Source organism: Desulfobacter curvatus DSM 3379 (genome assembly GCF_000373985.1).
GTDB classification, from domain to species: domain Bacteria; phylum Desulfobacterota; class Desulfobacteria; order Desulfobacterales; family Desulfobacteraceae; genus Desulfobacter; species Desulfobacter curvatus.
Genome location: NZ_KB892900.1, coordinates 142,968 through 166,633 on the forward strand (window position 1 = coordinate 142,968; position 23,666 = coordinate 166,633).

Here is a 23,666-nt window from a genome sequence, read left to right on the forward strand (position 1 = left end):
ATTAAGCGGTATCGTTTGTGTCCATGAGTTGTTTTAAGATTGATGCAATATCAATCGTTTCCATGCAATCCGGCAGGCTGATCTGCCCTGCCTGAGCTCCGCTCACCATAAACGCCGCCATGCCCTGTCCCTCTTTTGGCGGGGCGCCATGGGACCCTTTTAACAGTTTTGTTTCTTGCGGAATCTCCATGGTTTTAATATCCATAAATAATTCAAGGGGGTCGTATCCCGGTTTTCTGTGAATATCAATATGGGTGGCAAAATCCGGAGCTTTTTCATTGCTTTCCCACCAGTAATAAGCAAACCATTGGTCAGGCTCAGAAATGGCAATTAACTCCCCGGCTCTTTCATGATTTATTCCAAATTCTTTTTTTTCATCTTCTGCAAGGACCTGGTCAACGCCAGCAAGGTTTTGTATTAGTGCCTTAACGGGATTGATATCATTTTCATCCCTGGTATAAATATGGGCAATTTGGTGATCAACCATTGCAAAAGCCCGGCTCAGCTCAAAATCAAGGTACTCTCGCTTTTCAATTTCCCTGACATTTAAAAAGCCTGCCTTCCTGAGTTCCCTGTTTAAAAACACGGCACTTGTGACCTGGGTCAATGAATATTCGCTGAAAATACAAAGGGTGGAATTTTCCATGATCCCTAGGTCTTCAAGCGTATTTAAAAAATTTCCAATAAGATTGTCGAGAACCTTTAAATCATCATCAATCTTGGGGTCATCCGGTCCAAGTTTCTGACAGGAATAGTCTAAGTGCGGCAGATAAACACTCATAAAATCCGGAAAATGATTGGTGACAAGGTCAATGGCGGCTTCCATGATCCATTCCGAGGCTTTGGGGGATGCAAAAGGGCCCCAGTAATCCATCAGATTAAACGGTCGCCCAATGTTATCACAGACTGCTTCGTACAAGCCGGCCGGTTTGGAGTAGCACCACTGGACAAGCCCCTCGTCTGTGTGCATGGGTTTTGGCGTAATGATGAAATCAGCATCACAGTAGAGGGTGTTTTGAAAAAAAAGCACGGCTGTTTTTAACTCAGGGTTTTTATGTTTCAGCGTTTCCCAAAGCGGTTCAGCCTGGACAAGTGAGCGGTATTGATCCCAGAAGCTGACTTCAAACCTGTCCCTGTAATAGAACCCGTTTGCAACAATGCCGTGTTCTGCCGGGGGGGTCCCGGTTGAGAAAGAGGCCTGGGCAGGGAGCGTGAGCCCGGGGAAAATAGGATTTAAATCTGTTTTTTGACCATTTTTCATCAGTTTTGAAAAATGAGGCATTTCAACCAGCTTATTCAAAAGCAGCGGTGACAGCCCCACTATGTTAAAACAGAACATATAATTTTTCATATTATCTCCTTTAGGTCACTCGAAAAAGACGTACGAAATAAATCGCCGGTACATACAGCAACAGAATCATTGCCGCATAAATAAAGGGAGTTGACCCTGCGGCAATAATCATATCAAGGGTAATAATGGCCAGTAATAAAATTTTTATTGTTTTCTGAAAATCTTTTGGCGTGTTTTTTTTAAGCAGGTTTAACGTCAACCCGGACAGGAACGCAGCAAAACAAAATATCATTATTACACCCGGAAAATTGGGCAAAATCTTTTCAAGATAAAGAAGGTAGTACAGCAAGGCGGAAAGAATCGGCATCAGGGCGCACAGCCATATATTAGGCAACGCCTTCCCGCCGGCGACCTCTTTCCGGCTTAAAACAGTAACACCAAAAATATAGAGCCCGGTAATTAATGGGATAATGGCCCAGCCCCTGAACGGAGCAACCGACATCCCCAGCAGTAGATTAAAATATCTGCAAGAAGCCATGGCAAGGGGGCCTAAAATCAAGTATTTTTTCAGAAACCCGTCATAGAGCAGTATACATAATGCAAGGCATATCCCCACCAAAAATGAATCGGGTCCTGCCATAAATGCAAAAACAATCCCCACGATCAAAAGTCCGCCTCCAATGAAAAAAGCAGTCTGTCTGCTGATTCGATTCGAAGGAATAGGCCTTCCAGGGTTTTCGATTTGATCAATTTTATGGTCGAAGCTGTCATTTAATGTCATTCCCGCTGAAAGAAAACAAGAAGTAGCCAGAATCAGCAGAAAAAAAACATCAAGTTTTTTTAACTCGGCACCTGACAGCAAAAAACCTGCCCAAATGTCTGCATGGGCGGTAAACATACCCGGTAGTCGAATCAGCTCAAGAACAGTCTTAGTGTTTTTGTTCATGGGGGTTAGTTCTGTTTCAGATATTTTATTGCATCTATAGCCGCCTTTTGGGGATCATTGAGAAAAGGATAAAGCTCTAATGTAATGAAACCATTATATCCCGTTTTTTCAACAGTTTCTATCACACCGGCGATATCGATCCCTCCCTGCCCCGGTATGACATGCTTATGCTCCCGTGTTGTCGGGATATCCTCAAGATGATAATGTCTGGTGTAATCTTTGAGTTTAAAAATAATTTCAACAGGATCTTCTCCAACACAGTAGAAATGACCAATGTCTAGATTAAGTCCTAAATTAGGATGGCTGAACATCTCCATGAATGATAAAAATTCATCTGAAGTCTGGATTAAAAGGTCCGGCTCGGGCTCAACAAGAACCATTATCCCTTTATCCATGGCATGGGGCAGAATCGACGATAGACCGTCTGCAAAAATATCCAGCGCTTTTTGTCTTGGCATGCCTTTGGGTACATCCTTCAGCGGGCCGCCAGGTTCCGTGGAAATTGTTTTTGCGCCAAGCCGGGCTGCCAGATCAATGCAGTTTTTAGTATATTGTATCCTGATTTGCCTATAATCTTCATCTACCTCAATCCAGGATGGATGATGAAAATCCTTTACTGCACACATCATGAAGGCATTCAGGTTAGATATTTCAAGATTGTTTTTCGTCAAAGTCTGTTTAATATTCTCAATATCATTCCGGGATAATTCATCCGGATAGGCATGGGGCGTATCGCACATGATTTCAACGCCTGAATATCCCGCAACTGATATCGCCTTTGCTGCCTCGGCAAAGGAAAATTTCCTGAAAGCATTAGTACTAAAAGCAAATTTCATATTTCACCATTAAATTTTAGAAGAATTATTCAACATCTCGTTTCTTTCTATATGAAAGCGGTTATCATGTTTAAAGAAATTAGGACATAGGAAGTGACCAAGACCGGGTCATTTTCCCACCATCTTGCCGTCTCATTGATCCAGGAGCCGTCCGCTTTCTGATTGTTTATAAATTTCACCACCATTTCCTGGCGCCAGTTAATTCTCTGGCCATCTTCCAGTACAAAATTATCATCACCGCATAGGGTTAGCGCTTTGGCCATTGTATAATAGTAATAGTACAGTCCCTGCTGTCCGAGGCCGGGGTTTTCATCCAATGTGTAATTTTTTTTCAGCCATTCATACGCAGCTTGGACGCGTGGGTCATTTTTTCCAAGGTCAGCGAAAGTAAAGCTCAACAGTCCTGCATAGGTCATGCTGCCATAAGAGCGCAGTGCTTTTGTACCGCTTGGAAATATATCTTCCCCGGCTTTGCTGAAACCGGGGTAAGTAACAAACCCACCCTTATTTTTTTCATCTGCACTTGACCAGGCCTGATCATTGTAGCCGGAGAGATTCTGGCACCGCTCTATAAATTTCAACGCCGCTTCCCAGTTCAGGGTCGTTTTTTTTAGATTTTTCAGGCCCCCGTATACTGATGTCCGGTCGTTGGATTCAAGGAATTGGCTTGATTTTATGGCCTCAAGCGCAATGCAGGTGTTGAATATGTCTGAATGATTTTTGGTTCCATATCCAATGCCACCGTCAAAGGACTTGTCTGATACTCCTTTTTTTCCTTGGTCTATCTGGAGCGTGGCAATATAGTTTCTGGCCTTGATTATATAAGGATGGAATATAGCATCTTTTGTTGCCAGCAGGGCCAATACACAAATCGATGTACTGTAGTTGGAAACCCCCTCTTTGTAAATCGCGCCGTTTTCGTGAGCACTGGAAATGATATAATCAAGGGCTCTGGCGATGAAATCGGGTTTTTTATCTGCATTGATGTATTCAGGGGAAGTTAATAAAGCATAGACGGTAAGCCCTGTCAGGGCGGGGAACTCAGGGTTTGACCATGAGCCGTCAGGGTTTTGTTTTTTTTTTAAAAAAGCATAGGCCATTTGGTAGGTTCGGGTTAATTCATGCTTAAGGGAAATCGTATCATGGTCGGGTTTCAAAATATTTTGAGCAGACCGTGCAGGAGAAAAAAAAATTGTAAGCAGAATCAGAAGTGAAACAGAAGATCTGCCAATGAATCTGAATCTAAGAGCCATAAGCCCCCCCCCAAAAAAAAATAAAAAACACACACTTAATCATGCATTTTTTTTTGTTAATGAATAAAATTAATTAAACTTTTACTACCAAATTTCTTCGGACAATCAAAGAATAATCAAGGCAATTCATACGGCATACACTGAATTTCCTCCTTGTTTTTTTTACAACCAGTTGATAGGGAATTTAACCATGAGACTGATTTTTAAGCTTATCCTGCTGTTTTTACTGTTAACCTTTGCCTTTGTCATTGTATACGAAATCTGTGGGCAGAGTTTTGAATCTCTTTTCAGCCAGGAAAGATGCATTGAATGGTTTTCCAGGATCAAACCCCTTGCCTGGATCATTGGAATAGTACTTTTAATTTCCGATATTCTGCTGCCAGTCCCCGCAACAGGGATTATGGCTGCGTTAGGTGCGGTTTACGGGCCTTGGGGCGGGGGCGCTGCAAGTGCTGCCGGTTCTGTCTGCGCAGGGCTGATAGGATATTTTATTGCAAAGTTTTTCGGCCAAAAGGCCAGTACAAGAATTGCTTCCCAAGAAGAGGTAGAACGATTTAAATTATTTTTTGACAGATGGGGCTCATATGCTGTTATCCTAAGCAGAATTATGCCTATTATCCCAGAGGTAACAGCGATACTGGCGGGTTTTTCTGGAATGAATTTTCGAAGATTTTTATTGGCACTTACGGCGGGTTCTCTTCCTGTTTCTTTTCTTTTTTTCTGGATGGGCTCCTATTCCGGATTTAAACCAGGAATAGGAATACTTCTTGCTGTATTGCTTCCCGCTTTTTTATGGCCTTTTTTCATAAAGTTAACCAAAGTATAGAATGGGTTCAATTCAATTTGGGGCTTTCATGAAAAAACGTTACAGCAACGGCACAAAAAAAGGGGGCAGGCTAATGACGGCGATACAGGACAGGAAACAAAAGAACCCCTAATGCCATGACAAGGCTACCGCAGGGAAAGGCATAGGAAAGGCTGAAAAAGTCCATGGCCAGGCCGGCCATGACAGACCCTGTGAACATGCCAAGGGAGTGGGCAGCCGTCAAAATGGCCATCACTGACCCTTGAGCCTGCCGCTGTTCACCCTTAACCACGGCAAGGGCGGTCAGAGCCGGCATGGCAATCCCCCCGCCCAGGCCGAAAATACTGACCCCTGCAAACAGATCTATAAATGAAGTGGCCCAGAACGGGTAGAAAATACCTGCGGCAGACAACATGCCGCCCACAACCACCATGATTTTTCTGTTCCACCGGTCCGCAGCATAACCCATGGGCAACTGCAAGGCACCCGAAACAAATACGCCGGCGGTCACAAGCAGCCCGATTTTCCCGCCGGCCAGGCCAAAGGTTTTGGCGGCATACAGGGGCATGAAACACCAGACAATGCCGATGCAGGCCGTGTAGGCATACCTGAAAACCACCAGGCCCGCCAGTTCCCGGTCCCGGAGTACTACGGCCATGGAGGCAGGTGTTCGTTTATTGATTCGAATTTGTTCTTGGGACAAAGGCGGCAGAAAGATAAGACCAAGGATTGCGCCCAGGGCAGACAGTGCAGCCATACAGTAAAATGCCGCGTCCAAGGACCAGGTTTGTTGTACCATCCCCCCCATCACCGGTCCAAAAGAGAGGCTTAAAAACATGGACAGGTTGAACAGCCCCATGGCATATCCTTCGGCGCCTTCATGGCAGATTTCCCCCACATAAGCCTGGACTACGGGCATGATCATGGCAGAGCCGGCCCCCTGGATAAAGCGGATGGCGATAAGCCCCTCCACATTGGTCGTCCAGACAAAGGCAAGGGCTACCAGCATATACACCAAAAGTCCTGCCAGGATAAAAGGCTTGCGTCCCTTTTTATCAGAAAGACTGCCGAACCAGGGCAGAAAAAACGCCCGGGAAATGGAAAAGGCCCCGAAAATCATGGCCACGTAAATGCCTGCCGCACCAAGATCATGGGCGTAGATAGGCAGCAGGGGGACCACAATGCCCACACCGGTAACCGTAATAAAAATAATAAAAAAAAGGGTGATGAACACCTTTTTATAGTTCGATGGGATGGCCCGGGATCCACGGTGCAGAATTCGGGCAGCAGCCTGGGATACGGGTTCGCGTATGCCGTAAAACAAATCCATATTAAAAAGTATACGCCTTTGCCCCTAATTCAGGCATTCCCGGACCTGATCAATGAACCGGCTGGGGGTGGCAAAATCGCCTTTGCGGTAATTGACGTGGCTCAGGTACAAAAACCGTTCGGCCCGGGTCATGGCGACATACATGAGTCTGCGTTCCTCGGACAGAGCGGCATCCCCCTCGTCAACGGAACGCCAGTGGGGAAACAGCCCCTCTTCGCACCCGACGATGAACACCACGTCAAATTCCAGCCCCTTGGCCGAATGAATGGTGAGCAGGCCCACCCCGTTTTCATCCTGGTCGTCCTCGTCTTTGTCTTCCCGGATCAAGGCGGCCTCTTCCAGATATTCCAGCATGGTGTCCTTGGTACGGGCCGTGTGGATCAGCTGTTCGATATTCTCTTTTTTTGAAATAAATTCCCCGTCGGTTTTTGCTTTATTTTTCAGGTAGTCTAAATACCCGGTGCGGTCAATGACGGTCTCCATGGCCATGGCCGGTGCCATGTCATGGATGGTATCCAGGATGTCCAGAACCTCGGACATATTTTCATGGACTTTTTTGGTCACAAGCCGGTCCCGGACCATGATCCTTGCAGCGCCTTGCAGAGAACCGCCCTGATCGCGCAAGGCTGCCAGTTTTTTAATCATGGCCGGCCCGATTCCCCGCTTTGGCGTATTGATAACCCGCTCAAAGGAGAGGTCATCATTGGGAAAAAACGAGGCGCTCAAATAGGAGTTGATATCCAGCACCTCCATACGTTCAAAAAAGCCCTGGGAGCCCATCAGCCGGTAAGGAATGCGGAAGGCCCTGAAGGTCTTTTCAAAGGGCAGGGAGCAGAATTTGGTCCGGTAGACAACTGCCATCTTGTCAAGAGGAATGCCCTGTCCTTGTTTGTGAAGGTTCAGGATGCGCCTGGCAGCCCATTCGGCTTCATGGGCATCGGACATGAATTCATAGATTTCCACCACCCCGCCTTTTTTCTGTGAAAAACAGCGTTTATCCATTTTGTCGGGGTTGTAGTCAATCAGATCATTGGCGGTCTGGACAATTTCGTCGGCAGATCTGTAGTTTTCCTCCAGCCTGAAAATTTTTGCATCTTTATATTTTTCTCCAAACCGTAAAAAGTGGTTCACGTTGGAACCGCGGAAACCATATACAGCCTGCCAGTCATCCCCGACGCAGAACAGGTTGCGGTGCGCCCCTAACAAAAGTGAGGTTAACTCCTCCTGCAGGTTGTTGGTGTCCTGGTATTCATCCACCAGGATATAGGAAAAAAGATCCTGGTAAAAAGTGCGGACCTCTTTATTGTCCCGGAGCAGATCCCGGGTTTTAAGCAGGATGTTGTCAAAATCAACACAGTTCATTTCAGACAGGCGTTCTTCAAACTGGGCAAAAATATCGGCCATGCGAATGTTTAAGAATCCTGGCTTGCGGTCAAAATATTTGGCAGGATCACCGTCGTTTTTGGCCCGGGAGATGGATGACAGAATCCGGCGTGCGTATTTTTTATCAATATTATTTTTTACGCATAATTCTTTGATCAGCTTGTCCTGCTGGTATACGGTGAACACCTGTAAAGGCGGCGTGTATCCCATGATCTGACAATGCCGTTTCAAGATCATCAGACAGGCGGAATGATAGGTTCTCACCCATTCAAAGCGCATCTGGGGGAGCCCTGTCATCTCCATCAGTCTAATTTTCATTTCCTGGGCCGCCTTATTGGTGAAGGTGATGGCCAGAATACGCGCCGGGTCATGGCCCGTGTTAATGAGGTGGGAAAACTTAGCGGTCAGGGTCCTGGTTTTACCGGAACCGGCTCCCGCAACCACTAAGGCCGGGGAGCCGGTATGATCAACAGCGTCCTGTTGAGGCTGGGATAGTTGCATAAACTTTAATTATGTGTCCTCAATGATTTTTTTCAAATCGGTTTCAATTTCGGTTTTAATCTCTTCCAGGCGGGATTCGGTCAGGGCCTCAAAGCGAAGCACCAGGGCCGGCTGGGTATTGGAGGCCCGGACAAGGCCCCACCCGTCTTCATAGATGGCCCGCATCCCGTCAATGTCAATGACCTTCTGCCGGGCTTTATACAATGCCACTATCTTTTCCACAACCTTGAACTTGACCGCGTCCGGGCATTCCACCCGGATCTCCGGCGTGGTAAAGGTTTTTGGCAGATCCTTAATCAATTCGTCCACACCAAGGCCGGTGGTGTCCATGATTTCCAGAAGCCGGCAGGAGGCATAAAGGGCATCGTCATATCCGTAGTAGCGGTCCTTGAAAAACATATGCCCGCTCATTTCCCCTGCCAGGGCCGCGTCCTCTTCCTTCATTTTCTTTTTGATCAGAGAATGCCCTGTGCGCCACATGATGGCGTTGCCCCCCATTTTTTCAATCTGGTCATACATGACCATGGAGCATTTGACCTCGGAGATAAAGGTGGCACCGGGATTACGGGACAAAATTTCTCTGGCGTAAATCACCATGAGCTGGTCCCCGTAAATAATATTACCGTATTTATCCACCACACCAATGCGGTCGGCATCCCCGTCATAACCGATGCCGATGTCCAGATTATTCTTTTTCACCAGGGCAATGAGGTCCGTCATATTTTTTTTCTGGGTGGGATCTGCCTCGTGGTTGGGGAAGGTGCCGTCCAGATCGCAGTAAAGATCATAAACCTCGCAGCCCAGCCCCTTCAGCACCGGTAAGGCGGTTATGCCGCCGGTGCCGTTGCCCGCATCAATTCCGACCCGGATGGTATTTTTCAAGGTGATGTTCTCCTGGATCATGGCCATATATGGAGAAATTACATCCGCTTTTGTCAACGTACCCTGGCCCTGGGTATAGGCCTGGGCTTCTATGATTTTGCGTATATCCTGCAGTCCGTGGCTATGGATGGAATCCAGCCCGCTCATCAGCTTGAACCCGTTATATTCCGGAGGGTTGTGGCTGGCCGTAATCATGGCTCCGCCTTCAAGGCCAAGGTGGTGAATGGAGAAATAGAGAACCGGGGTGGGGCAGACACCGATGTCCACGACATCGCATCCAGCGGACAATACCCCGTCAATAAATGCCTTTGAAAAGGCTTCAGAAGTGATGCGGCAGTCCCGGCCAACGGATACTTTTTTGCGGCCCTGTCCCATAAGCAGTGATCCATATGCCTTGCCTACGGCATTGGCGTCTTGTTCAGAAATTTCTTCTCCTGCAATGCCGCGGATGTCATATTCCCTGAATATTCCAGGATGCATAGTTACCTCCTCTATAGAAAATTTGAAAAAAGCGCTAGAATTCCGGCCAGCCAGCAATAGGGTGCAAACAGATGAAATTTCCCTGTATTCACCAGTTTTAATAAGAGTTTTAAGGCTGCCAACCCAACGATGAATGAAGCAATTGTACCACAAATGGTGGCAGGGTCAATGTGGCCTTGGGATTCTATCACGTCTTTTATGCTGATCACCTGGGCGCCTAAAATGGCGGGGATGGATAAAAGAAAAGAGAACCGGGCTGCGGTTGTTCTGTCCAGACCCGTGAACAGTCCGGTGGCAATGGTGGCACCGGATCGGGAAATGCCGGGAATAACGGCAAGTCCCTGGACAATGCCGATGATAACAGCCCTTGAGACGGTTAAAGGCTTACCCTCTCCAACCCTGTAGTAGTGCCTGGACACCCACAGAAGGCCCCCTGTTACTATGAGCATGGTACCCACCAGCAAAGAAGAGGTGAATAGAATGTCTTCAAATTGTTTCAGCACCAATCCGATGATTGCCGTGGGTACTGATCCAATGATAATGGCCGCAGCCAGAGCCAGATTTCTTTCATGTCCTGCAACATCCCGGGTTCCGGCGTAGTACACCAGGCTTTTCAAGATTGCCTGGATATCTTTAAAATATACAATAAAAACCGCGCCCAGGGTTCCCATATGTACGGATGCATCAAAAACAAGTCCACTTTCAGTAATGTTGAAATAGATTTGACCAAGGACCAAATGGCCTGAACTGCTTACCGGCAGGAACTCTGTAAGCCCCTGGAGGACTCCTAGGATGATCCCCTGATAAATTTCCATATTTTTTATCCTGACTTGAGGTTGTAGTAAAAAAAATTATAAGAAAGTCTAAATAAATTGCTGAATTACTTTTTTAACTTTGTTGTGGGCTGAACTGCGGTGAAAACCGGTCCGCCCATGGCTGTTCGTGTGGACGTATATAATTGTTTGTCGAAAAAATAGCAAGGCGCCAAAAGGCGTTGCATTGACCTTTCATATGAATATTTCAATCCGTTGTTAAGTTGCTTTCATGCTTTGGTGTGGGCCGATCCTGGGTGTCGATAATCCAAGCCTTCCCATGGCTGCTATATTGAAAAAGAACAGTTGATTTCATTTATTTTCTTTTGTAGAATATTTCGAATTCTTTGTACGGGTAATCACCAATTTTAATAAGAATTTAACACTAATTCTGAAAAAAGGAGATCTGATGAACAAGAAACGTTTAGTGCAAACCATGTTAACCATCACCGCCTTCCTCTTCCTGTTTGGTTGCGCGGCGAAGGAACCTGTCGGGCTTCCTTCATTTTCCGCTAAACAGTTTGATGCGTCGATGTATCAGTCCAAAGTGGATAACTTTGTTATTATCCTGGATGCCTCCAGCTCCATGGAAGACGACTGTATGGGCAATCCCAAATTTATGGTCGCCAAAGCGATTGTAGAAAATATGAATATGACCATCCCTGAACTTGGGCAGACTGCCGGGTTGAGAACGTTTGGACATGCAGATTCCATCTCTGAAAACGAAACCGAACTGTTTTACGGCATGGAAAATTACAACACAGCTGCCCTGGCTGAAAAACTTGGTATGGTTTCAAAAGCCGGCGGCTACAGTCCCCTTGGTTCAGCCATGACAGCTATGGGTACTGATCTTGAAAGCCTTTCCGGAAAAACTGCGGTTATTATTGTTTCCGACGGCTTGGATATGGAAGCGGACACTGCCCAGGCCAAGGCTGTTAAAGAACAGTATGGCGATGCGATCTGTTTTTATCCCATTCAGGTCGGCGTTGCTGAAGAAGGTACTGCATTCCTTTCTGAGGTTGCAGACATTGGTGGTTGCGCAGGTTTGGTAAACGCCAATGATCTTTTGTCAGCCGATGGCATGGCCGCGTTTGTTGAAAAGGTCTTCCTGCAAAAAGCAGATGCCCCTCCTGCACCGACCCCCATGGACAGCGACGGTGACGGCGTTCTCGATCCCGATGACCAATGCCCCGGAACACCTGCCGGTGCAAAGGTAAATGCAGTTGGTTGCTGGGTTCTTGATAACGTATTGTTTGATTTTGACAAAGACGTGATCAAACCCGGAGCGTTTGCACAGCTTGATGCTATTTATGAAATTTTGGAAAAAAATCCTGCAATGAGTGTTGAACTCCAGGGCCACACCGATAATATCGGTTCTAAGAAATACAACATGGACCTGTCCCAGAGGCGTGCGAATTCCGTTGCAAAATACCTGATGGACAAAGGTATTGCCCGCGACCGTCTGGCCACCACAGGCTTTGGTTTTGACAAACCGGTCGCTTTGAACAGCACAGACTTTGGCCGCTCCCTGAACAGAAGGGTTGAAATTCATCCCTATTAAATCTTAAGGTTCAGCGGTTAACCGCAAGACTATTTAAGTAAACAAAAATCCCTGCCGGGCATTGCTTCGGCAGGGATTCTTTTTTGGGGGGAATCCGATTGAAAAAAAATTTAAGAATATAGTGTTTGTCTTGATACAAACATATTTTTCTGACCGGCTTCAAATTCCTCCAGCGCCTTGATGGACATGGTGGCAAAAGGAATTGCTTCCAGGCGCCGAAGCCCAATCTCATCGCCGGTCAGTTCACAGTATCCGAAACTGCCGTCGTCAATACGCGCCAGCGCACGATCCACCTGCATAATCATATCTGAATAGCGCTCAAAACTTTTCACCTCAAGCTCCAGATCGATATATGAATTGCTTCGGTCAAGGATATCGGCCTGGGCTGCTTCAAGGTTTTTAATTTTTTTTATGGAGTTGGAAATTCTGTTGTACAGCTCATCCTTTCGCTGCATCAGTTTGCCTTTAAAATAAGCGAGTTGACCTTCACTCATATAGGGCTCGTTGTCCAAAGGATAATACCTGTCCGAAGATAATTGCGAAACCTGTGTCATTTTCTGTATTTGCCTCCATGACAAAAGAATTTAGGAAAAATACAGAAAATGATTACCAGGCCAGAGTTATAAATCGATTATAGCCCTGTTAGATTACTGTTTTTTTAGTTGTCCTGCCCAAAGTCCTACGTAGATCGGAACAGTTCTTCTCCAGTCCTTTCCACTCCGTATCCACCTAACGCCAAGACCCGCTGTTTAAATTGCTCGGACCGGATCGCACCAAGAAGAGCCCGGACTTTTGGCAGATTATAATAAACTTCAGGAATAACCAGGTCGTAGGATTCCGTAACAACAGGCAGAAAATCCAGCTTCAGGGCAAGAGCCGCTGCCTTGATGCCAAGTCCGGCTCTGGCCCGGCCCGATAATACTGCCACGGCTACGGACATGTGGGTATATTCCTCATTTTCGTAACCAGGAATATCTGACACAGACAGATCGTTTTCCTTTAGGCTGAAATCAAATAAAATCCGGGTGCCGGAGCCGGGCTGGCGGTTGATAAAGGCAAGTTTTTTTTTAACAATATCTAAAAGGCCTTTTACCTTGTCCGGGTTGCCTTTGGGCAGAATCAGTCCCTGCTGGCGCATCACAAGATTGACCAGGCGCACCGGCACATCAGGCAGGTACTTTTTAATGTATGAGATATTATAGGAGCCGTCATCGGGGTCCAGCAGGTGGCAGCCTGCCATATGGCAGCCCCCCTTTTTAATCGCCATCAGTCCGCCCATACTTCCCACATGGCTGGAAGAGATTCCCATGCCCGGATGTTCTAAGCGAATCTGATCCGCCAGAAGGTCAAGGGTATTATCATGGGATCCTGTGATCACCACTGTATTTTCGATGGATTCCAGGGATCGAAGCAGGTGGGCCTGAACTTTTTCGCCGGCCGCAATACCTTCCACATTCTGGGGAATTCGTATGATGCCGTCGGCTTCGGTCAGGGTGGTAATACTGCCTGATCCCCGGGGCAACTGGGAAGACATGAGCCGGCCGTCCACGGAGCCGATTTTTACCCTCAAAAATTCCTCCTGGCCCAGTTTTGATGCGACTTTTCTGACCGGGGAAACCTCCACGACATCCTGTTTTACAGGGGGCAGATGCTGCATGGCCAGCAGCAGAGGCCCTGCAAACATTTCAAAGGCAACAATGGCCGATACCGGATAGCCGGGTATCCCAAAAACCGGGGTGTTTTTAATCCGGCCGAACATCATCGGCTTACCCGGCATCATGGTCACCCCGTGGACGTATATCTGCCCTAAATTTTCAATTACCGGTTTTGAATAATCTTTGGATCCGGCAGAGGAGCCGCCTATAATCATGACCATGTCATACCCCTGTTCCACACCATTGGACACGGCCGTCTGAATGGTCTCAAGATCATCTTCAAGCATGGTATTTACCGTGGCATCCGCCCCATGGTCAGCGCACAACTCAGTCAATACGGTGGAATTGGATTCCACCACATCTCCGGAGACCATGGTTTCCGGCGTCACATCCTGCCAGCGCTTCAGTTCAGATCCCGTTGGAATAATAAGTACCCTTGGTCGTTTTCTCACCGACACCTTGAATACCCCGCCGGACAGAAGTGCGCCCATGGCATAGGCATTGATTTTGTGGTCCCTGGGAAACAGCAGCTGGGTGGCCACGATGTCCTCTCCCATTTTACGGACATATTGCCAGGGGAAAGCCGGTGCTTCAATTTCAATGGTATTTTCATCCAGAATATTGAGGTTTTCAATCATGATCACGGCATTGGTATCCCCGGGGAGTACATGGCCGGTATTTATCCAGAAAGCCGTTTTTCCAATGATCAAAGACTTTGGGGCATCATCACTCGCCCCAAAGGTGGATTTGGCATCCACTGCCACACCATCCATGGCTGCAGCGTGAAAATTGGGCGAAGATATGGCTGCCACAGCAGGTGCCGCCAAAACCCTGTTGCGGGCCTGGACTACATCCAGGGTCTGTACCCCTGTTTCCAGATGACCAAAATTTTCAAACAGACAATCCTGGGCCTGCCGGATTCCCACCATATTTAAATATACGTTACGTTTTGTTTCCATACTTTCCTTTCTCTATGGACCCAATAATTGCGCCTGAACGACAACCCTGTGTTTGGGCGAAAAGTTGCCCAGATGCAAGGCGCAGAAAAATTTAAAACCGGAGCATACTAATGTATGTGAGGATGTTAGATTTTTTTGCAACGCCGCAGGTGGGTGACTTTTCGTTCAAACACTAATTTAAAAGAATAATATCTACCATGCTGCCTTTTTCAAGGCCTTCCACATGCTCACCAATTTCAAGCAGCCCGTCAGCCTGGACCATGGTCCGTATTAAACCGGACTTCCCAAGAATGGGGCGTGCCACAAGATCCTGACCATCCTCCTCCAGCACCACCCGTACAAAATCACGTCTGCCCTGGGAAGATGCCAGGTTCCGGGACAACCGGGCCGGTGTCTTTATTTGGAGAATTGGCCGGGACAAGCCCCTTAGCCGGTGAAGGAAAGCTGTTACCACCATCTGGAACACCACCATGGCTGATACCACCTGGCCGGGCAGCCCCCACACGGGGATGTGGCCGGATCGCGCCAGGATGGTGGGTTTGCCCGGGCTTACCGAAATACCGTGGACCAGAATCCGGGTGTCCGGCAGGTTTGACAAGACCTCAACCGTATAATCCCTTGTGCCCACAGAGGAACCGCCCGAAAGCAGCACCATGTCGGTGTGGGCCAACGCTTTTTTGCACATTGATTCCAAAGCTTTGGGGTCATCTTTTACGATGCCGTACCGCACGGGCTCTCCGCCGGCCTGGGTCACCAGGGCAGATAAAGAATAGGAATTGATATCGCGTATCCTGCCGGGGGCCGGTGTTTTGTCCACGGGGATCACTTCATCCCCGGTGGAGATGATTCCCACCCTGGGCACCTGATACGCCCGGATCCGGGTGTGTCCCAACCCTGCCGCCAGGCCGATTTCCTGGGGCCGCATCAGGCGGCCTTTTTCAATGACGGTCTGGTCCTTTGCAAAATCCTCGGTCACATCAATGACATGCTGCAGCGGGGCCACGGATTTATATATTTCAATGGACTGTTCGTCCACAGCCTCGGTGTGCTCCACCATGACAACCGCGTCTGCCCCTTCCGGCAGCATACCGCCGGTGGAGATCCGGGCGGCTTCCCCCGGCGCCAGTTCAAAGTCCGGAATATCTCCCATGGCAATGGAACCCTTAAGGGTCAGCCATGCAGGACCGGATTCCGATGCCCCAAAGGTAGACGCGGCGTTTACCGCATATCCATCCATGCAGGAACGCCTGAATCCGGGCAGATCCTCGCCGGCAACCAGATCCTTTGCCAGGACCCTTGAAAAGGCATCATGGATGTGCAATTCCTCAATGCCCACGGGGGAAAAAAGTTGTGTCATCCCCAGAACGTCGTCCAGGGGTTTTACCTTGAAAAAACCGGTCATTTTAAAACATTTTTTAAACGTTCCATGGCCTTGGCGACATTTTCAGGACTGTTAAACGCGGAAATTCTTATGGATTGCGCACCACACCGGCCAAAGCCCTGGCCAGGGGTACAAACCACGCCTGCCTTGTCCAGCAGCAGGTCAAAAAATTCCCAGGAATCCCGGCCATTGCCGTCAATCCAGATGTATGGAGAGTTTTCACCGCCCACATGGTCAAATCCAAGATCGGTCATGGTCTGGCGAACCACTCCGGCATTGGCCAGGTAATAGTCGATGTTCGCTTTAACCTGTGCCTGACCCTCCGGACTGTAAACCGCCTCGGCAGCCTTTTGCACCGGATAGGAGACGCCGTTGAATTTGGTGGATTGCCGGCGGTTCCACATATCGTGCAACGAGACCTTGGCCCCGTCAGCCGTATAGATCATGCATGCCCTGGGCACCACCGTAAATCCGCAGCGGGTGCCTGTGAAACCGGCTGTCTTGGACAAGCTTCTGAATTCCACGGCCACCTCTTTGGCTCCAGGGATTTCATAGATACTTCTGGGAAGCGTTTCATCCCGGATAAAGGCTTCATAGGCGGCATCAAACAGGATCAGGGCTTTATTATCCCGGGCGTAATCCACCCAGGCGGCAAGTTGATCCCGGGTGGCAGTAGACCCTGTGGGATTATTGGGAAAACAAAGATAAATTAAATCCACCGGAGAATCGGGGAAATCCGGCATAAACCCATTTTCTTTCAGGCAATCCATGTAAACGATGCCCTCGTACCGTCCGTCCTTGAATGCACCGGTTCTGCCGGCCATGACATTGGTATCCAGGTACACGGGATACACCGGATCCGGAATGGCAATGGTAATATCATTGGAGAACAGCTCCTGGAAATTGCCTGTATCGCATTTGGCCCCGTCGGATACAAAAATTTCATCCGCCTCAATGTCCGCACCCCTGGACTGGAAATCACCGGCTGCAATGGCTTGCCTTAAAAAAAGATATCCCTGCTCAGGGCCATACCCTCTGAATGTGGCATCATTGGCCATTTCATCCACGCCCTTTTTAAATCCCTGAATAACTGCAGGAGGAAGCGGCAGGGTTACATCGCCGATACCAAGGCGAATTACTTCCTTGTCGGGATTGTTGTCCTGGTAGAGTTGAACCCGCTTGGCTATATCTGCAAATAAATATGAGGCATTCAGTTTGTTGTAATTTTCATTGGCTGTAATCACAGGTAAATTCCTTATTTCATTTCTATTTGTTTCCGGTTACCCGGCGGTCTGCCGGACAGGGTTTGTGTTTGTCAATTTGTGTTACCTAAGACAAAATGTACAATTTTAGTCAAAACAGACACTGATGTCAATTTTCAATAACCGACCGCAAACAGGTTCTTAGACTTTAAATTTGGACATCATATGAGCAAGCGTTTCCGCCAATTTCGACAAGCCGGCTGCTTTATTTTTTACCTGCTGGCTGGCATCCACAATCTGCGAGGCCGCAGTGGTTACTTCGGCCGCATCTTCGGATACCCCTTTTGCCACGACGGATCCTTCGGAAATATTCTCATTTACCTCTGAAATACCGACCGACGCCTGGGAAATATTCTGGGTAATTTCATTGGTGGTTGCGGACTGTTCTTCAACAGCCGCCGCAATGGTTGAAACAATTTCATTGATATCTTCCACCACTTTTGTGATGGAGATGATTTCTGCAGTGGTACCTTCGGTGGATTGTTGGATGCCGGTCACACGTTCTTTAATTTGGCTGGAGGCACCGGCTGTCTGGTTTGCCAGGTCTTTAATCTCATTGGCAACGACGGCAAACCCTTTTCCGGCCTCGCCGGCTCTGGCTGCCTCAATGGTTGCGTTCAGGGCCAGCAGGTTGACCTGGGAAGAGATTTCGGTAATGGTTTCCACCACGGTAAATATTTCTTTGGCTGCCGTGCCGAGATCTTCTACCTGGGTGCTGGCATGTTCTGTCTGCCCCACAGCCTCAGTTGTCATGTCACGGGCTTTTTCGGCATTATGGGCGATTTCCAAAATCGTTGAACTCATCCCCTCGGATGCGGCCGAAACCATGTTGATATTCCCGGCAGCCTGCTCCATGGCTGCAGACATCGAATCCATATTCAAACTCATTTTTTCCGATGCCGATGTAACTGAATCTGCCCGCCCCGAGGTCTCTACGGCTGCTGAATTCAAATGATCGGAAATGCCGGCAAGCTCTGATGAGGCGTCTGTAAGCTCCCCGGTATCTGTCTTTATTTTCGCAATCATGGTTTGGATATTTTTAATGAACCGGTTAAATCCTTCTGCCAGTTCCTGGGTCTCGTCACCGGAGTCATCAATAATCCGCTTGGTCAGATCTCCTTCACCCGAAGCAATGTCTTTAAGCATATTGATCATCTTACGTAAAGGTGCCACAATTCCTTTGGCCACAACAAAATAGGAGACTATCACTGACAGCACCATAATTCCCAGAACAATGGACAGGATTTTTACGGTTGCCGCTTTTACGGTGCGTCTTATTTCCTGCTGCTCGTTGGCAACTGCGGCTTCCACATCATCGGTATAGGTGCCTGTGCCGATGTACCAGTCCCATTCAGGCAATTTCCTTACATAGGAAATTTTTTGGAAATTTTCACTGCCACCTGGTTTGTTATAGAAATATGATAGAAAATCTCCCTCGGTGCGGGCATTGGCCTTTTTAACCAGTTCCCGGACAATATAGAGCCCTTTGCCGTCCTTTAAATCCCATTCATTCGTGCCCACAGCTTCGGGCCGGTTGGGCATGAGGATACAATTGCCCTTGGAGTCATAAATGAAAAAATAGCCAAGGTTGTTTTTTCCATACCGGATGGATCCGATATTTCGGAGGGCATCCTGCTGGGCCTCTTTTTCAGTGGATTCAAGGTAAACGCCGGCACCAATGATCCAATTCCAGGGCGTAAATAGTTTGACATAAGAGATTTTATCCTGGGGTTTATCAAAGCCGGGTTTAGGCCATTTATAATCCACAAATCCCTCGCCGTCTTTTCTTGCAAGGCGCTCCATTTCAACAAAGAGCTTTACGCCATCAGGATCTTTAAAATTTCTAAGGGATTTGCCGTTCAAGTGACTGCTTAGGGGGTGATGAACCATGTATCCGTCCATGTCCTGAATCCAAAAATAGTTCTTACCGTCTACACCCCAGCGCATTTTGTCAATCACTTTGACGGCAGCTGCCTGGCGTTCTTCCAGGGATCTGAAATCGTCGGACATATTGTTAGCTTCGAATACGGAAATGGCCTGATTGACTACCGCTTTGACACTATCTCCATAGGTTTTTCGGATGGCATTTTTATCCCTTGCCACATCAAGGCGGGCTTTGGCAATGGTGTAAGCAGAGGACACCAGATCCTTGACGTGTTCTTTTTTAACCACCATCATATCCGTGCTATATTTCTCAATGGCGATCCGGCCCTCATACTTCAAAGCGGATACCGAAAAAAATAAAGCAGCTCCGCCCACAAGCACCATGGCAGAAATGATAAGAAGGTTTACTTTTGATCCGATTTTCAGCTTCATTATGTTCTCCTCCGCACAAAGATTTTTATGGAAAAAGAATAATTAGGTATTTATGAATTACCTGCGCTATGACCTGATTAACGATTTGTTATTTGTTAGAATTTTTATTTTTTGAAAATAGCATGGGGTATTTTTAATGTAAACGAAAACATTATCTATGGTCTTCCTCTATTAGTCTGTGACGATTTTTCGGTATTGTGATTCTCTGCAAAAAACATTATCTAACATTGTCCTTCATATAACAGCCATGGACTGGCCTGGTCTATCACCACCCAGCCCACAACGAATGTTGAAAGATCTGTCTGGGTTACACAGACTTTCTTATAAAATTAGTGCCGGATGAAATGATAAAGGGAGAAGGGATATGGGAATTGATTTTTCTGGAGAAAAAATTCAAAGGATGAAAAAGAAAGAGGTTTGCGATGGGTATTAATCCTTTCCCATGTCTGTTTAGTACCCTTGGCAAGTGTATTTATGCAGGGATGGGCTGGACTTATGATCCGTTGCCGGCCTACTGGGAACCCAGATGTGTGGTCATAGGTTTCCCCCATACAACCAACATGGACACGGTTCGTGCCCTGACCTATATCAAACTTACCGGGATGAATGCAAAACTGCTGATCAAATCCAAATGGTTCTTTTTTCCCATGTCGATTTTTTTAAAAAGTCTTGGGGGACTTCCGGTAAAGCGGGACAAGTCCAATGGATTTGTGGATGGCGTAATTAAAAAGTTTGAAGAAAATGAAGATCTGGTGGTGGCATTGGTGCCCGAAGGCACCCGCAAGTCGGTGTCCACAATCAAGACCGGATTTTGGTACATTGCCAAAGGCGCGAATGTTCCTATCCTCTGCTGGTATCTGGACAACCATAGCAAAAGAACCAGATGGCTGGGCAAAATACATCCCGGAAAAAGCCTGGAAGATGACCTGGATAAAATACATTCAATTTATAAACGCGCCGGATTTTCAATTCCCACTAAAATTAAGAATAGGTAAATTCGATATTTTTTTATCTAAAGTTTTCCTCAACGGCAGAACTTTTGCATATTTGCATTTTACACAACATGGGCGCGTTATTATGAATAAAATTTAATTATTTGTATATTTATTCGATGTCGTAGGTATCTCCGCATTGCGAGCCCCACCTCGCAAACACTCTTGTTCGGAAAATAAAGATTGACAGTCTTACCAAGTGGCTTTAGTGTTTAAGTTTCGAAATTTTGACCCGCAGTCTTTTGACTGCTTAAAGATAAAGACCATAAGGAGTTAAAAATATGTGTCGTCTGTTTGCAATCACCAGCAAGGACCCTCTGTCTCCGATGCTGGCCATCAAAGCCCTTGACGTGATGAAGGAAGGGCATGACGGTTCCGGCGTGGGGCTTTTGCTCCAGGACCTTGGTGGCACCTTTGAAGAGATGAAAGATGCTCCGATCCTGTCGGGAATCTTTACTGAAGAAGGCATCCGCCGTTTAGATCTTTTTATGATGAAACTTGGTTTCATGACCAAGCATAAAGTCTCTTTAAAACCACCGAAAACCCGGATAGAAGGGATGCCTAGACGACATGTCTATTTGATCAGAGCCTATGAACTGCCCGAAGACTGGGATGACCTGACACAAGAAGAACTGGCCGTAAGACTCTTGGATGTACGGCTTAAGATACGGGAAATGGGTGAAGAAAAAAATGACATGATCGTGTTTTCCTTCTGGCCGGACACCATCATGTTCAAGGAGATCGGGGATCCCATGAAACTGGCCGAATATCTACACCTTGATAGGAAGGAACTTAATGCACGGATTATCATGGCCCAGGGGCGGCAGAATACAAATTACGCCATTAACCTGTATGCCTGCCATCCGTTTTTTATCAAGGGATATTGCACCATGACCAATGGTGAGAATACCGCTTTTATCCCCATCAAAGATTTTTTATCCTCAAGGGACATTCCCGGATACACCGGCTATCAATCTGATTCCGAGGTGTTTGCCCATATCCTCCACTTTTCCATGGAGGAGCTGGGTTTAGGCATTGACGGGTATAAGCATGTGATCACGCCGCTTCAGCGTGCGACCCTTGAAAAACATCCCAATTTTGAATTTTTGGATCATTTGAAAAAGACCTGCCGTCCTTTAATCATTGATGGTCCCAATATGGTGATCGGCACGTTGCCGGATCACTCCATGTTCATGGTTCAGGACCGCAAGAAATTGCGGCCCGGTGTGGTGGGGGGCAAGCCGGGGATGTTTGCTTTTTCATCCGAGATTTGCGGACTGGATGCCGTCATCCCGGACCGGGATAAAACCATGGATTTTCAACCCATGCACCTTGATACAGTTACTGTCAGCCCTGAGCGTCAGGAGGTAAAAATATGTCGTCAAACAGAAGCCTTGAACCTTCCTCTTTAAGTCTGAATGATCTGCCCTGGCAGGTCGAATATAATAATGACCGGTGTACCCTGTGCGGTCAATGTACGGCTGTGTGTCCGGTTAAGGCCATCTCCCTGCATCCGTTCCAGAAACGGATCATAAAAACGTCTGTGGGCAAAAATACCGAGCACAGTAATGATTATGATACCTTTTATGGTATCCGCCAGGATACCCGGGTTGAAAATGCTTGCATCGGCTGTGCCATGTGTACCCTGGTCTGTCCCAATGATGCCATTCGGCCCGTAAAAAATCCCGGCCTGGACAGGATGAAATTTCACATCAATCAGCATGGTATTCCCCGGCGCAGAGGCGGCCGGCGCAACGATTCGGGATCAGTGCTTGACAGAATCAAGTTCACCAGAATTTCCATGCTTACGGACCCGGCCTTGGATGCCGGGCGTCATGAATTTGAGATGCGTACCCTGCTCGGCCGGGTGCTTCCCCCCAGGGAAAACATGAAGCGACTGCGGGAAAAGGGATGGATTCCGCCGGTCCGGGAAATTTATCCTTTGATCATTGGCGGCATGTCCTTTGGGGCACTCTCCCCGACCATGTGGGAAGGTTTGCAGATGGGGGTTGCCTACCTGAACGAAGAGATGGGTATGCCCGTTCGCATCTGTACCGGTGAAGGGGGGTGCCCGCCACGGTTGCTGCGCTCCCGGTTTCTTAAATATGTGATTCTGCAAATTGCTTCCGGCTATTTCGGCTGGGACGAGATTATCCACGCCATTCCGCATATGAAAGAAGATCCCTGCGCCATTGAGATCAAATATGGTCAGGGGGCAAAACCCGGTGATGGTGGCCTTTTGATGTGGCATAAAGTGAATAAACTTATTGCCGCCATCCGGGGTGTGCCTCAGGGCGTCAGCCTGCCCAGCCCCCCGACCCATCAGACCCAGTACTCCATTGAAGAGTCCGTGGCCAAAATGATCCTGTCCATGTCCATGGCATGGGGGTTCCGGGTGCCGGTGTATCCCAAAATTTCCGCCTCATCCACTTCTTTGGCGGTGATGAACAACCTGACGCGTAACGACTATGCGGCAGGGCTTGCCATTGACGGCGAAGACGGTGGTACTGGGGCTGCGTATGCCGTTTCCATGGACCACATGGGTCACCCCATCGCCAGTTGTGTCCGGGATAATTACCTGAACCTGACATCCATTGGTAAACAAAATGAAGTCCCCATCTTTGCCGGAGGCGGTATTGGTAAGAACGGCAACATTGCTGCCAATGCCGCTGCCCTGATCATGCTGGGTGCATCCGGGGTTCAGATCGGAAAATATGCGATGCAGGCCGCAGCCGGCTGCGTGGGTACGGAGGAAGACCGGTGCAACGTGTGCAACCTGGGCATCTGTCCCAAGGGCATCACCTCCCAGGACCCCAGGCTCTACCGCCGCCTTGATCCGGAAGATGTGGCCCAGCGCCTGGTGGATATTTTTATCTCCTTTGACACGCAGCTCAAAAAAATTGTAGCACCCCTGGGACGCTCCACCTCCCTCCCCATCGGCATGTCCGATGCGCTGGGAATTGATGATAAAAACATTGCTGACCGCCTCAGTATTAAGTACGTGGTGTAAAGGAGGACGGG

The 23,666-nt window shown here is 47.8% G+C and carries 18 protein-coding genes; 5 read left to right on the forward strand and 13 right to left on the reverse strand.

Annotated features, from left to right (window positions below; translation table 11 throughout):
- Position 1 precedes the first annotated feature (1 nt).
- The 4 genes from B147_RS0100650 to B147_RS0100665 are packed head-to-tail and all read right to left on the reverse strand — an operon-like array spanning position 2 to position 4,326.
- Positions 2 to 1,351 (reverse strand): alkaline phosphatase family protein, encoded by a 1,350-nt coding sequence (locus tag B147_RS0100650; RefSeq protein WP_020585329.1) that lies wholly within the window; start codon positions 1,349 to 1,351, stop codon positions 2 to 4.
- A 10-nt stretch (positions 1,352 to 1,361) separates the two neighbouring features.
- Positions 1,362 to 2,237 (reverse strand): UbiA family prenyltransferase, encoded by an 876-nt coding sequence (locus B147_RS29880; protein WP_020585330.1) that lies wholly within the window; start codon positions 2,235 to 2,237, stop codon positions 1,362 to 1,364.
- 5 nt (positions 2,238 to 2,242) lie between these two features.
- Positions 2,243 to 3,073 carry a sugar phosphate isomerase/epimerase family protein gene (locus B147_RS0100660; protein WP_020585331.1) on the reverse strand — a complete coding sequence of 277 codons (831 nt, stop codon included), beginning with the start codon at positions 3,071 to 3,073 and terminating at the stop codon, positions 2,243 to 2,245.
- Positions 3,074 to 3,120: 47 nt separating this feature from the next.
- The gene (locus B147_RS0100665; RefSeq protein ID WP_020585332.1) at positions 3,121 to 4,326 is read right to left on the reverse strand and encodes a prenyltransferase/squalene oxidase repeat-containing protein; all 1,206 of its coding nucleotides are present in this window, start codon (positions 4,324 to 4,326) and stop codon (positions 3,121 to 3,123) included.
- 190 nt (positions 4,327 to 4,516) lie between these two features.
- On the opposite strand from B147_RS0100665, the gene B147_RS0100670 reads away from it, so the two are divergent.
- Positions 4,517 to 5,152, forward strand: coding sequence for a TVP38/TMEM64 family protein (locus B147_RS0100670; protein ID WP_020585333.1), 636 nt, complete (start codon positions 4,517 to 4,519; stop codon positions 5,150 to 5,152).
- Positions 5,153 to 5,222: 70 nt separating this feature from the next.
- Here B147_RS0100670 and B147_RS0100675 read toward each other — a convergent pair whose 3' ends face one another.
- From B147_RS0100675 to B147_RS0100690, 4 genes are read right to left on the reverse strand one after another with little or no spacing between them, the layout of a single operon-like run.
- Positions 5,223 to 6,461: an MFS transporter gene (locus B147_RS0100675; protein ID WP_020585334.1), complete on the reverse strand. Its 1,239-nt coding sequence runs from the start codon at positions 6,459 to 6,461 to the stop codon at positions 5,223 to 5,225.
- A gap of 24 nt (positions 6,462 to 6,485) precedes the next feature.
- Positions 6,486 to 8,345 carry an ATP-dependent helicase gene (locus B147_RS0100680; RefSeq protein ID WP_020585335.1) on the reverse strand — a complete coding sequence of 620 codons (1,860 nt, stop codon included), beginning with the start codon at positions 8,343 to 8,345 and terminating at the stop codon, positions 6,486 to 6,488.
- 9 nt (positions 8,346 to 8,354) lie between these two features.
- Positions 8,355 to 9,707, reverse strand: a complete 1,353-nt coding sequence (locus tag B147_RS0100685) for a phosphomannomutase/phosphoglucomutase (protein WP_020585336.1) — start codon at positions 9,705 to 9,707, stop codon at positions 8,355 to 8,357.
- Positions 9,708 to 9,718: 11 nt separating this feature from the next.
- A complete protein-coding gene (locus B147_RS0100690) occupies positions 9,719 to 10,522 on the reverse strand; it encodes an undecaprenyl-diphosphate phosphatase (RefSeq protein ID WP_020585337.1) in 804 nt (267 codons plus the stop codon).
- Between the two features lie 406 nt (positions 10,523 to 10,928).
- Here B147_RS0100690 and B147_RS0100695 point away from each other — a divergent pair, with 406 nt between their 5' ends.
- Positions 10,929 to 12,080 (forward strand): OmpA family protein, encoded by a 1,152-nt coding sequence (locus tag B147_RS0100695; RefSeq protein WP_020585338.1) that lies wholly within the window; start codon positions 10,929 to 10,931, stop codon positions 12,078 to 12,080.
- A 110-nt stretch (positions 12,081 to 12,190) separates the two neighbouring features.
- On the opposite strand, the gene B147_RS0100700 is transcribed toward B147_RS0100695, so the two are convergent.
- From B147_RS0100700 to B147_RS27040, 5 genes are all read right to left on the reverse strand, one after another.
- Positions 12,191 to 12,634: a TraR/DksA family transcriptional regulator gene (locus B147_RS0100700; RefSeq protein WP_020585339.1), complete on the reverse strand. Its 444-nt coding sequence runs from the start codon at positions 12,632 to 12,634 to the stop codon at positions 12,191 to 12,193.
- Between the two features lie 125 nt (positions 12,635 to 12,759).
- Entirely contained in the window at positions 12,760 to 14,694 is a 1,935-nt protein-coding gene (locus B147_RS0100705; RefSeq protein WP_020585340.1) for a molybdopterin biosynthesis protein, read from the reverse strand.
- 172 nt (positions 14,695 to 14,866) lie between these two features.
- Positions 14,867 to 16,096: a molybdopterin molybdotransferase MoeA gene (locus tag B147_RS0100710; protein ID WP_020585341.1), complete on the reverse strand. Its 1,230-nt coding sequence runs from the start codon at positions 16,094 to 16,096 to the stop codon at positions 14,867 to 14,869.
- Positions 16,093 to 17,319 (reverse strand): LL-diaminopimelate aminotransferase, encoded by a 1,227-nt coding sequence (locus tag B147_RS0100715; RefSeq protein ID WP_020585342.1) that lies wholly within the window; start codon positions 17,317 to 17,319, stop codon positions 16,093 to 16,095. The genes B147_RS0100710 and B147_RS0100715 overlap by 4 nt, the downstream gene beginning before the upstream one ends.
- A 159-nt stretch (positions 17,320 to 17,478) precedes the next feature.
- A complete protein-coding gene (locus tag B147_RS27040) occupies positions 17,479 to 19,653 on the reverse strand; it encodes a methyl-accepting chemotaxis protein (protein WP_020585343.1) in 2,175 nt (724 codons plus the stop codon).
- A 422-nt stretch (positions 19,654 to 20,075) separates the two neighbouring features.
- On the opposite strand from B147_RS27040, the gene B147_RS0100725 reads away from it, so the two are divergent.
- From B147_RS0100725 to B147_RS0100735, 3 genes are all read left to right on the forward strand, one after another.
- Positions 20,076 to 20,648 (forward strand): 1-acyl-sn-glycerol-3-phosphate acyltransferase, encoded by a 573-nt coding sequence (locus B147_RS0100725; RefSeq protein WP_020585344.1) that lies wholly within the window; start codon positions 20,076 to 20,078, stop codon positions 20,646 to 20,648.
- Between the two features lie 278 nt (positions 20,649 to 20,926).
- On the forward strand, positions 20,927 to 22,057 hold the full coding sequence (locus tag B147_RS0100730) for a class II glutamine amidotransferase domain-containing protein (RefSeq protein ID WP_020585345.1): 1,131 nt from the start codon (positions 20,927 to 20,929) through the stop codon (positions 22,055 to 22,057).
- Entirely contained in the window at positions 22,021 to 23,655 is a 1,635-nt protein-coding gene (locus B147_RS0100735) for a glutamate synthase-related protein (RefSeq protein ID WP_020585346.1), read from the forward strand. Before B147_RS0100730 ends, B147_RS0100735 begins: the two co-directional genes overlap by 37 nt.
- Positions 23,656 to 23,666 lie beyond the last annotated feature (11 nt).

What these genes read in the sequence shown, in the direction of transcription:
- B147_RS0100680 (WP_020585335.1), bottom strand. Translation starts at nt 8,345, where the DNA reads ATGCAACTATCCCAGCCTCAACAGGACGCTGTTGATCATACCGGCTCC.
- B147_RS0100685 (WP_020585336.1), bottom strand. Translation starts at nt 9,707, where the DNA reads ATGCATCCTGGAATATTCAGGGAATATGACATCCGCGGCATTGCAGGA.
- B147_RS29880 (WP_020585330.1), bottom strand. Translation starts at nt 2,237, where the DNA reads ATGAACAAAAACACTAAGACTGTTCTTGAGCTGATTCGACTACCGGGT.
- B147_RS0100670 (WP_020585333.1), top strand. Translation starts at nt 4,517, where the DNA reads ATGAGACTGATTTTTAAGCTTATCCTGCTGTTTTTACTGTTAACCTTT.
- B147_RS0100730 (WP_020585345.1), top strand. Translation starts at nt 20,927, where the DNA reads ATGTGTCGTCTGTTTGCAATCACCAGCAAGGACCCTCTGTCTCCGATG.
- B147_RS0100665 (WP_020585332.1), bottom strand. Translation starts at nt 4,326, where the DNA reads ATGGCTCTTAGATTCAGATTCATTGGCAGATCTTCTGTTTCACTTCTG.
- B147_RS0100725 (WP_020585344.1), top strand. Translation starts at nt 20,076, where the DNA reads ATGGGTATTAATCCTTTCCCATGTCTGTTTAGTACCCTTGGCAAGTGT.
- B147_RS0100690 (WP_020585337.1), bottom strand. Translation starts at nt 10,522, where the DNA reads ATGGAAATTTATCAGGGGATCATCCTAGGAGTCCTCCAGGGGCTTACA.
- B147_RS0100700 (WP_020585339.1), bottom strand. Translation starts at nt 12,634, where the DNA reads ATGACACAGGTTTCGCAATTATCTTCGGACAGGTATTATCCTTTGGAC.
- B147_RS0100675 (WP_020585334.1), bottom strand. Translation starts at nt 6,461, where the DNA reads ATGGATTTGTTTTACGGCATACGCGAACCCGTATCCCAGGCTGCTGCC.
- B147_RS0100650 (WP_020585329.1), bottom strand. Translation starts at nt 1,351, where the DNA reads ATGAAAAATTATATGTTCTGTTTTAACATAGTGGGGCTGTCACCGCTG.
- B147_RS0100660 (WP_020585331.1), bottom strand. Translation starts at nt 3,073, where the DNA reads ATGAAATTTGCTTTTAGTACTAATGCTTTCAGGAAATTTTCCTTTGCC.
- B147_RS0100710 (WP_020585341.1), bottom strand. Translation starts at nt 16,096, where the DNA reads ATGACCGGTTTTTTCAAGGTAAAACCCCTGGACGACGTTCTGGGGATG.
- B147_RS27040 (WP_020585343.1), bottom strand. Translation starts at nt 19,653, where the DNA reads ATGAAGCTGAAAATCGGATCAAAAGTAAACCTTCTTATCATTTCTGCC.
- B147_RS0100705 (WP_020585340.1), bottom strand. Translation starts at nt 14,694, where the DNA reads ATGGAAACAAAACGTAACGTATATTTAAATATGGTGGGAATCCGGCAG.
- B147_RS0100695 (WP_020585338.1), top strand. Translation starts at nt 10,929, where the DNA reads ATGAACAAGAAACGTTTAGTGCAAACCATGTTAACCATCACCGCCTTC.
- B147_RS0100735 (WP_020585346.1), top strand. Translation starts at nt 22,021, where the DNA reads ATGTCGTCAAACAGAAGCCTTGAACCTTCCTCTTTAAGTCTGAATGAT.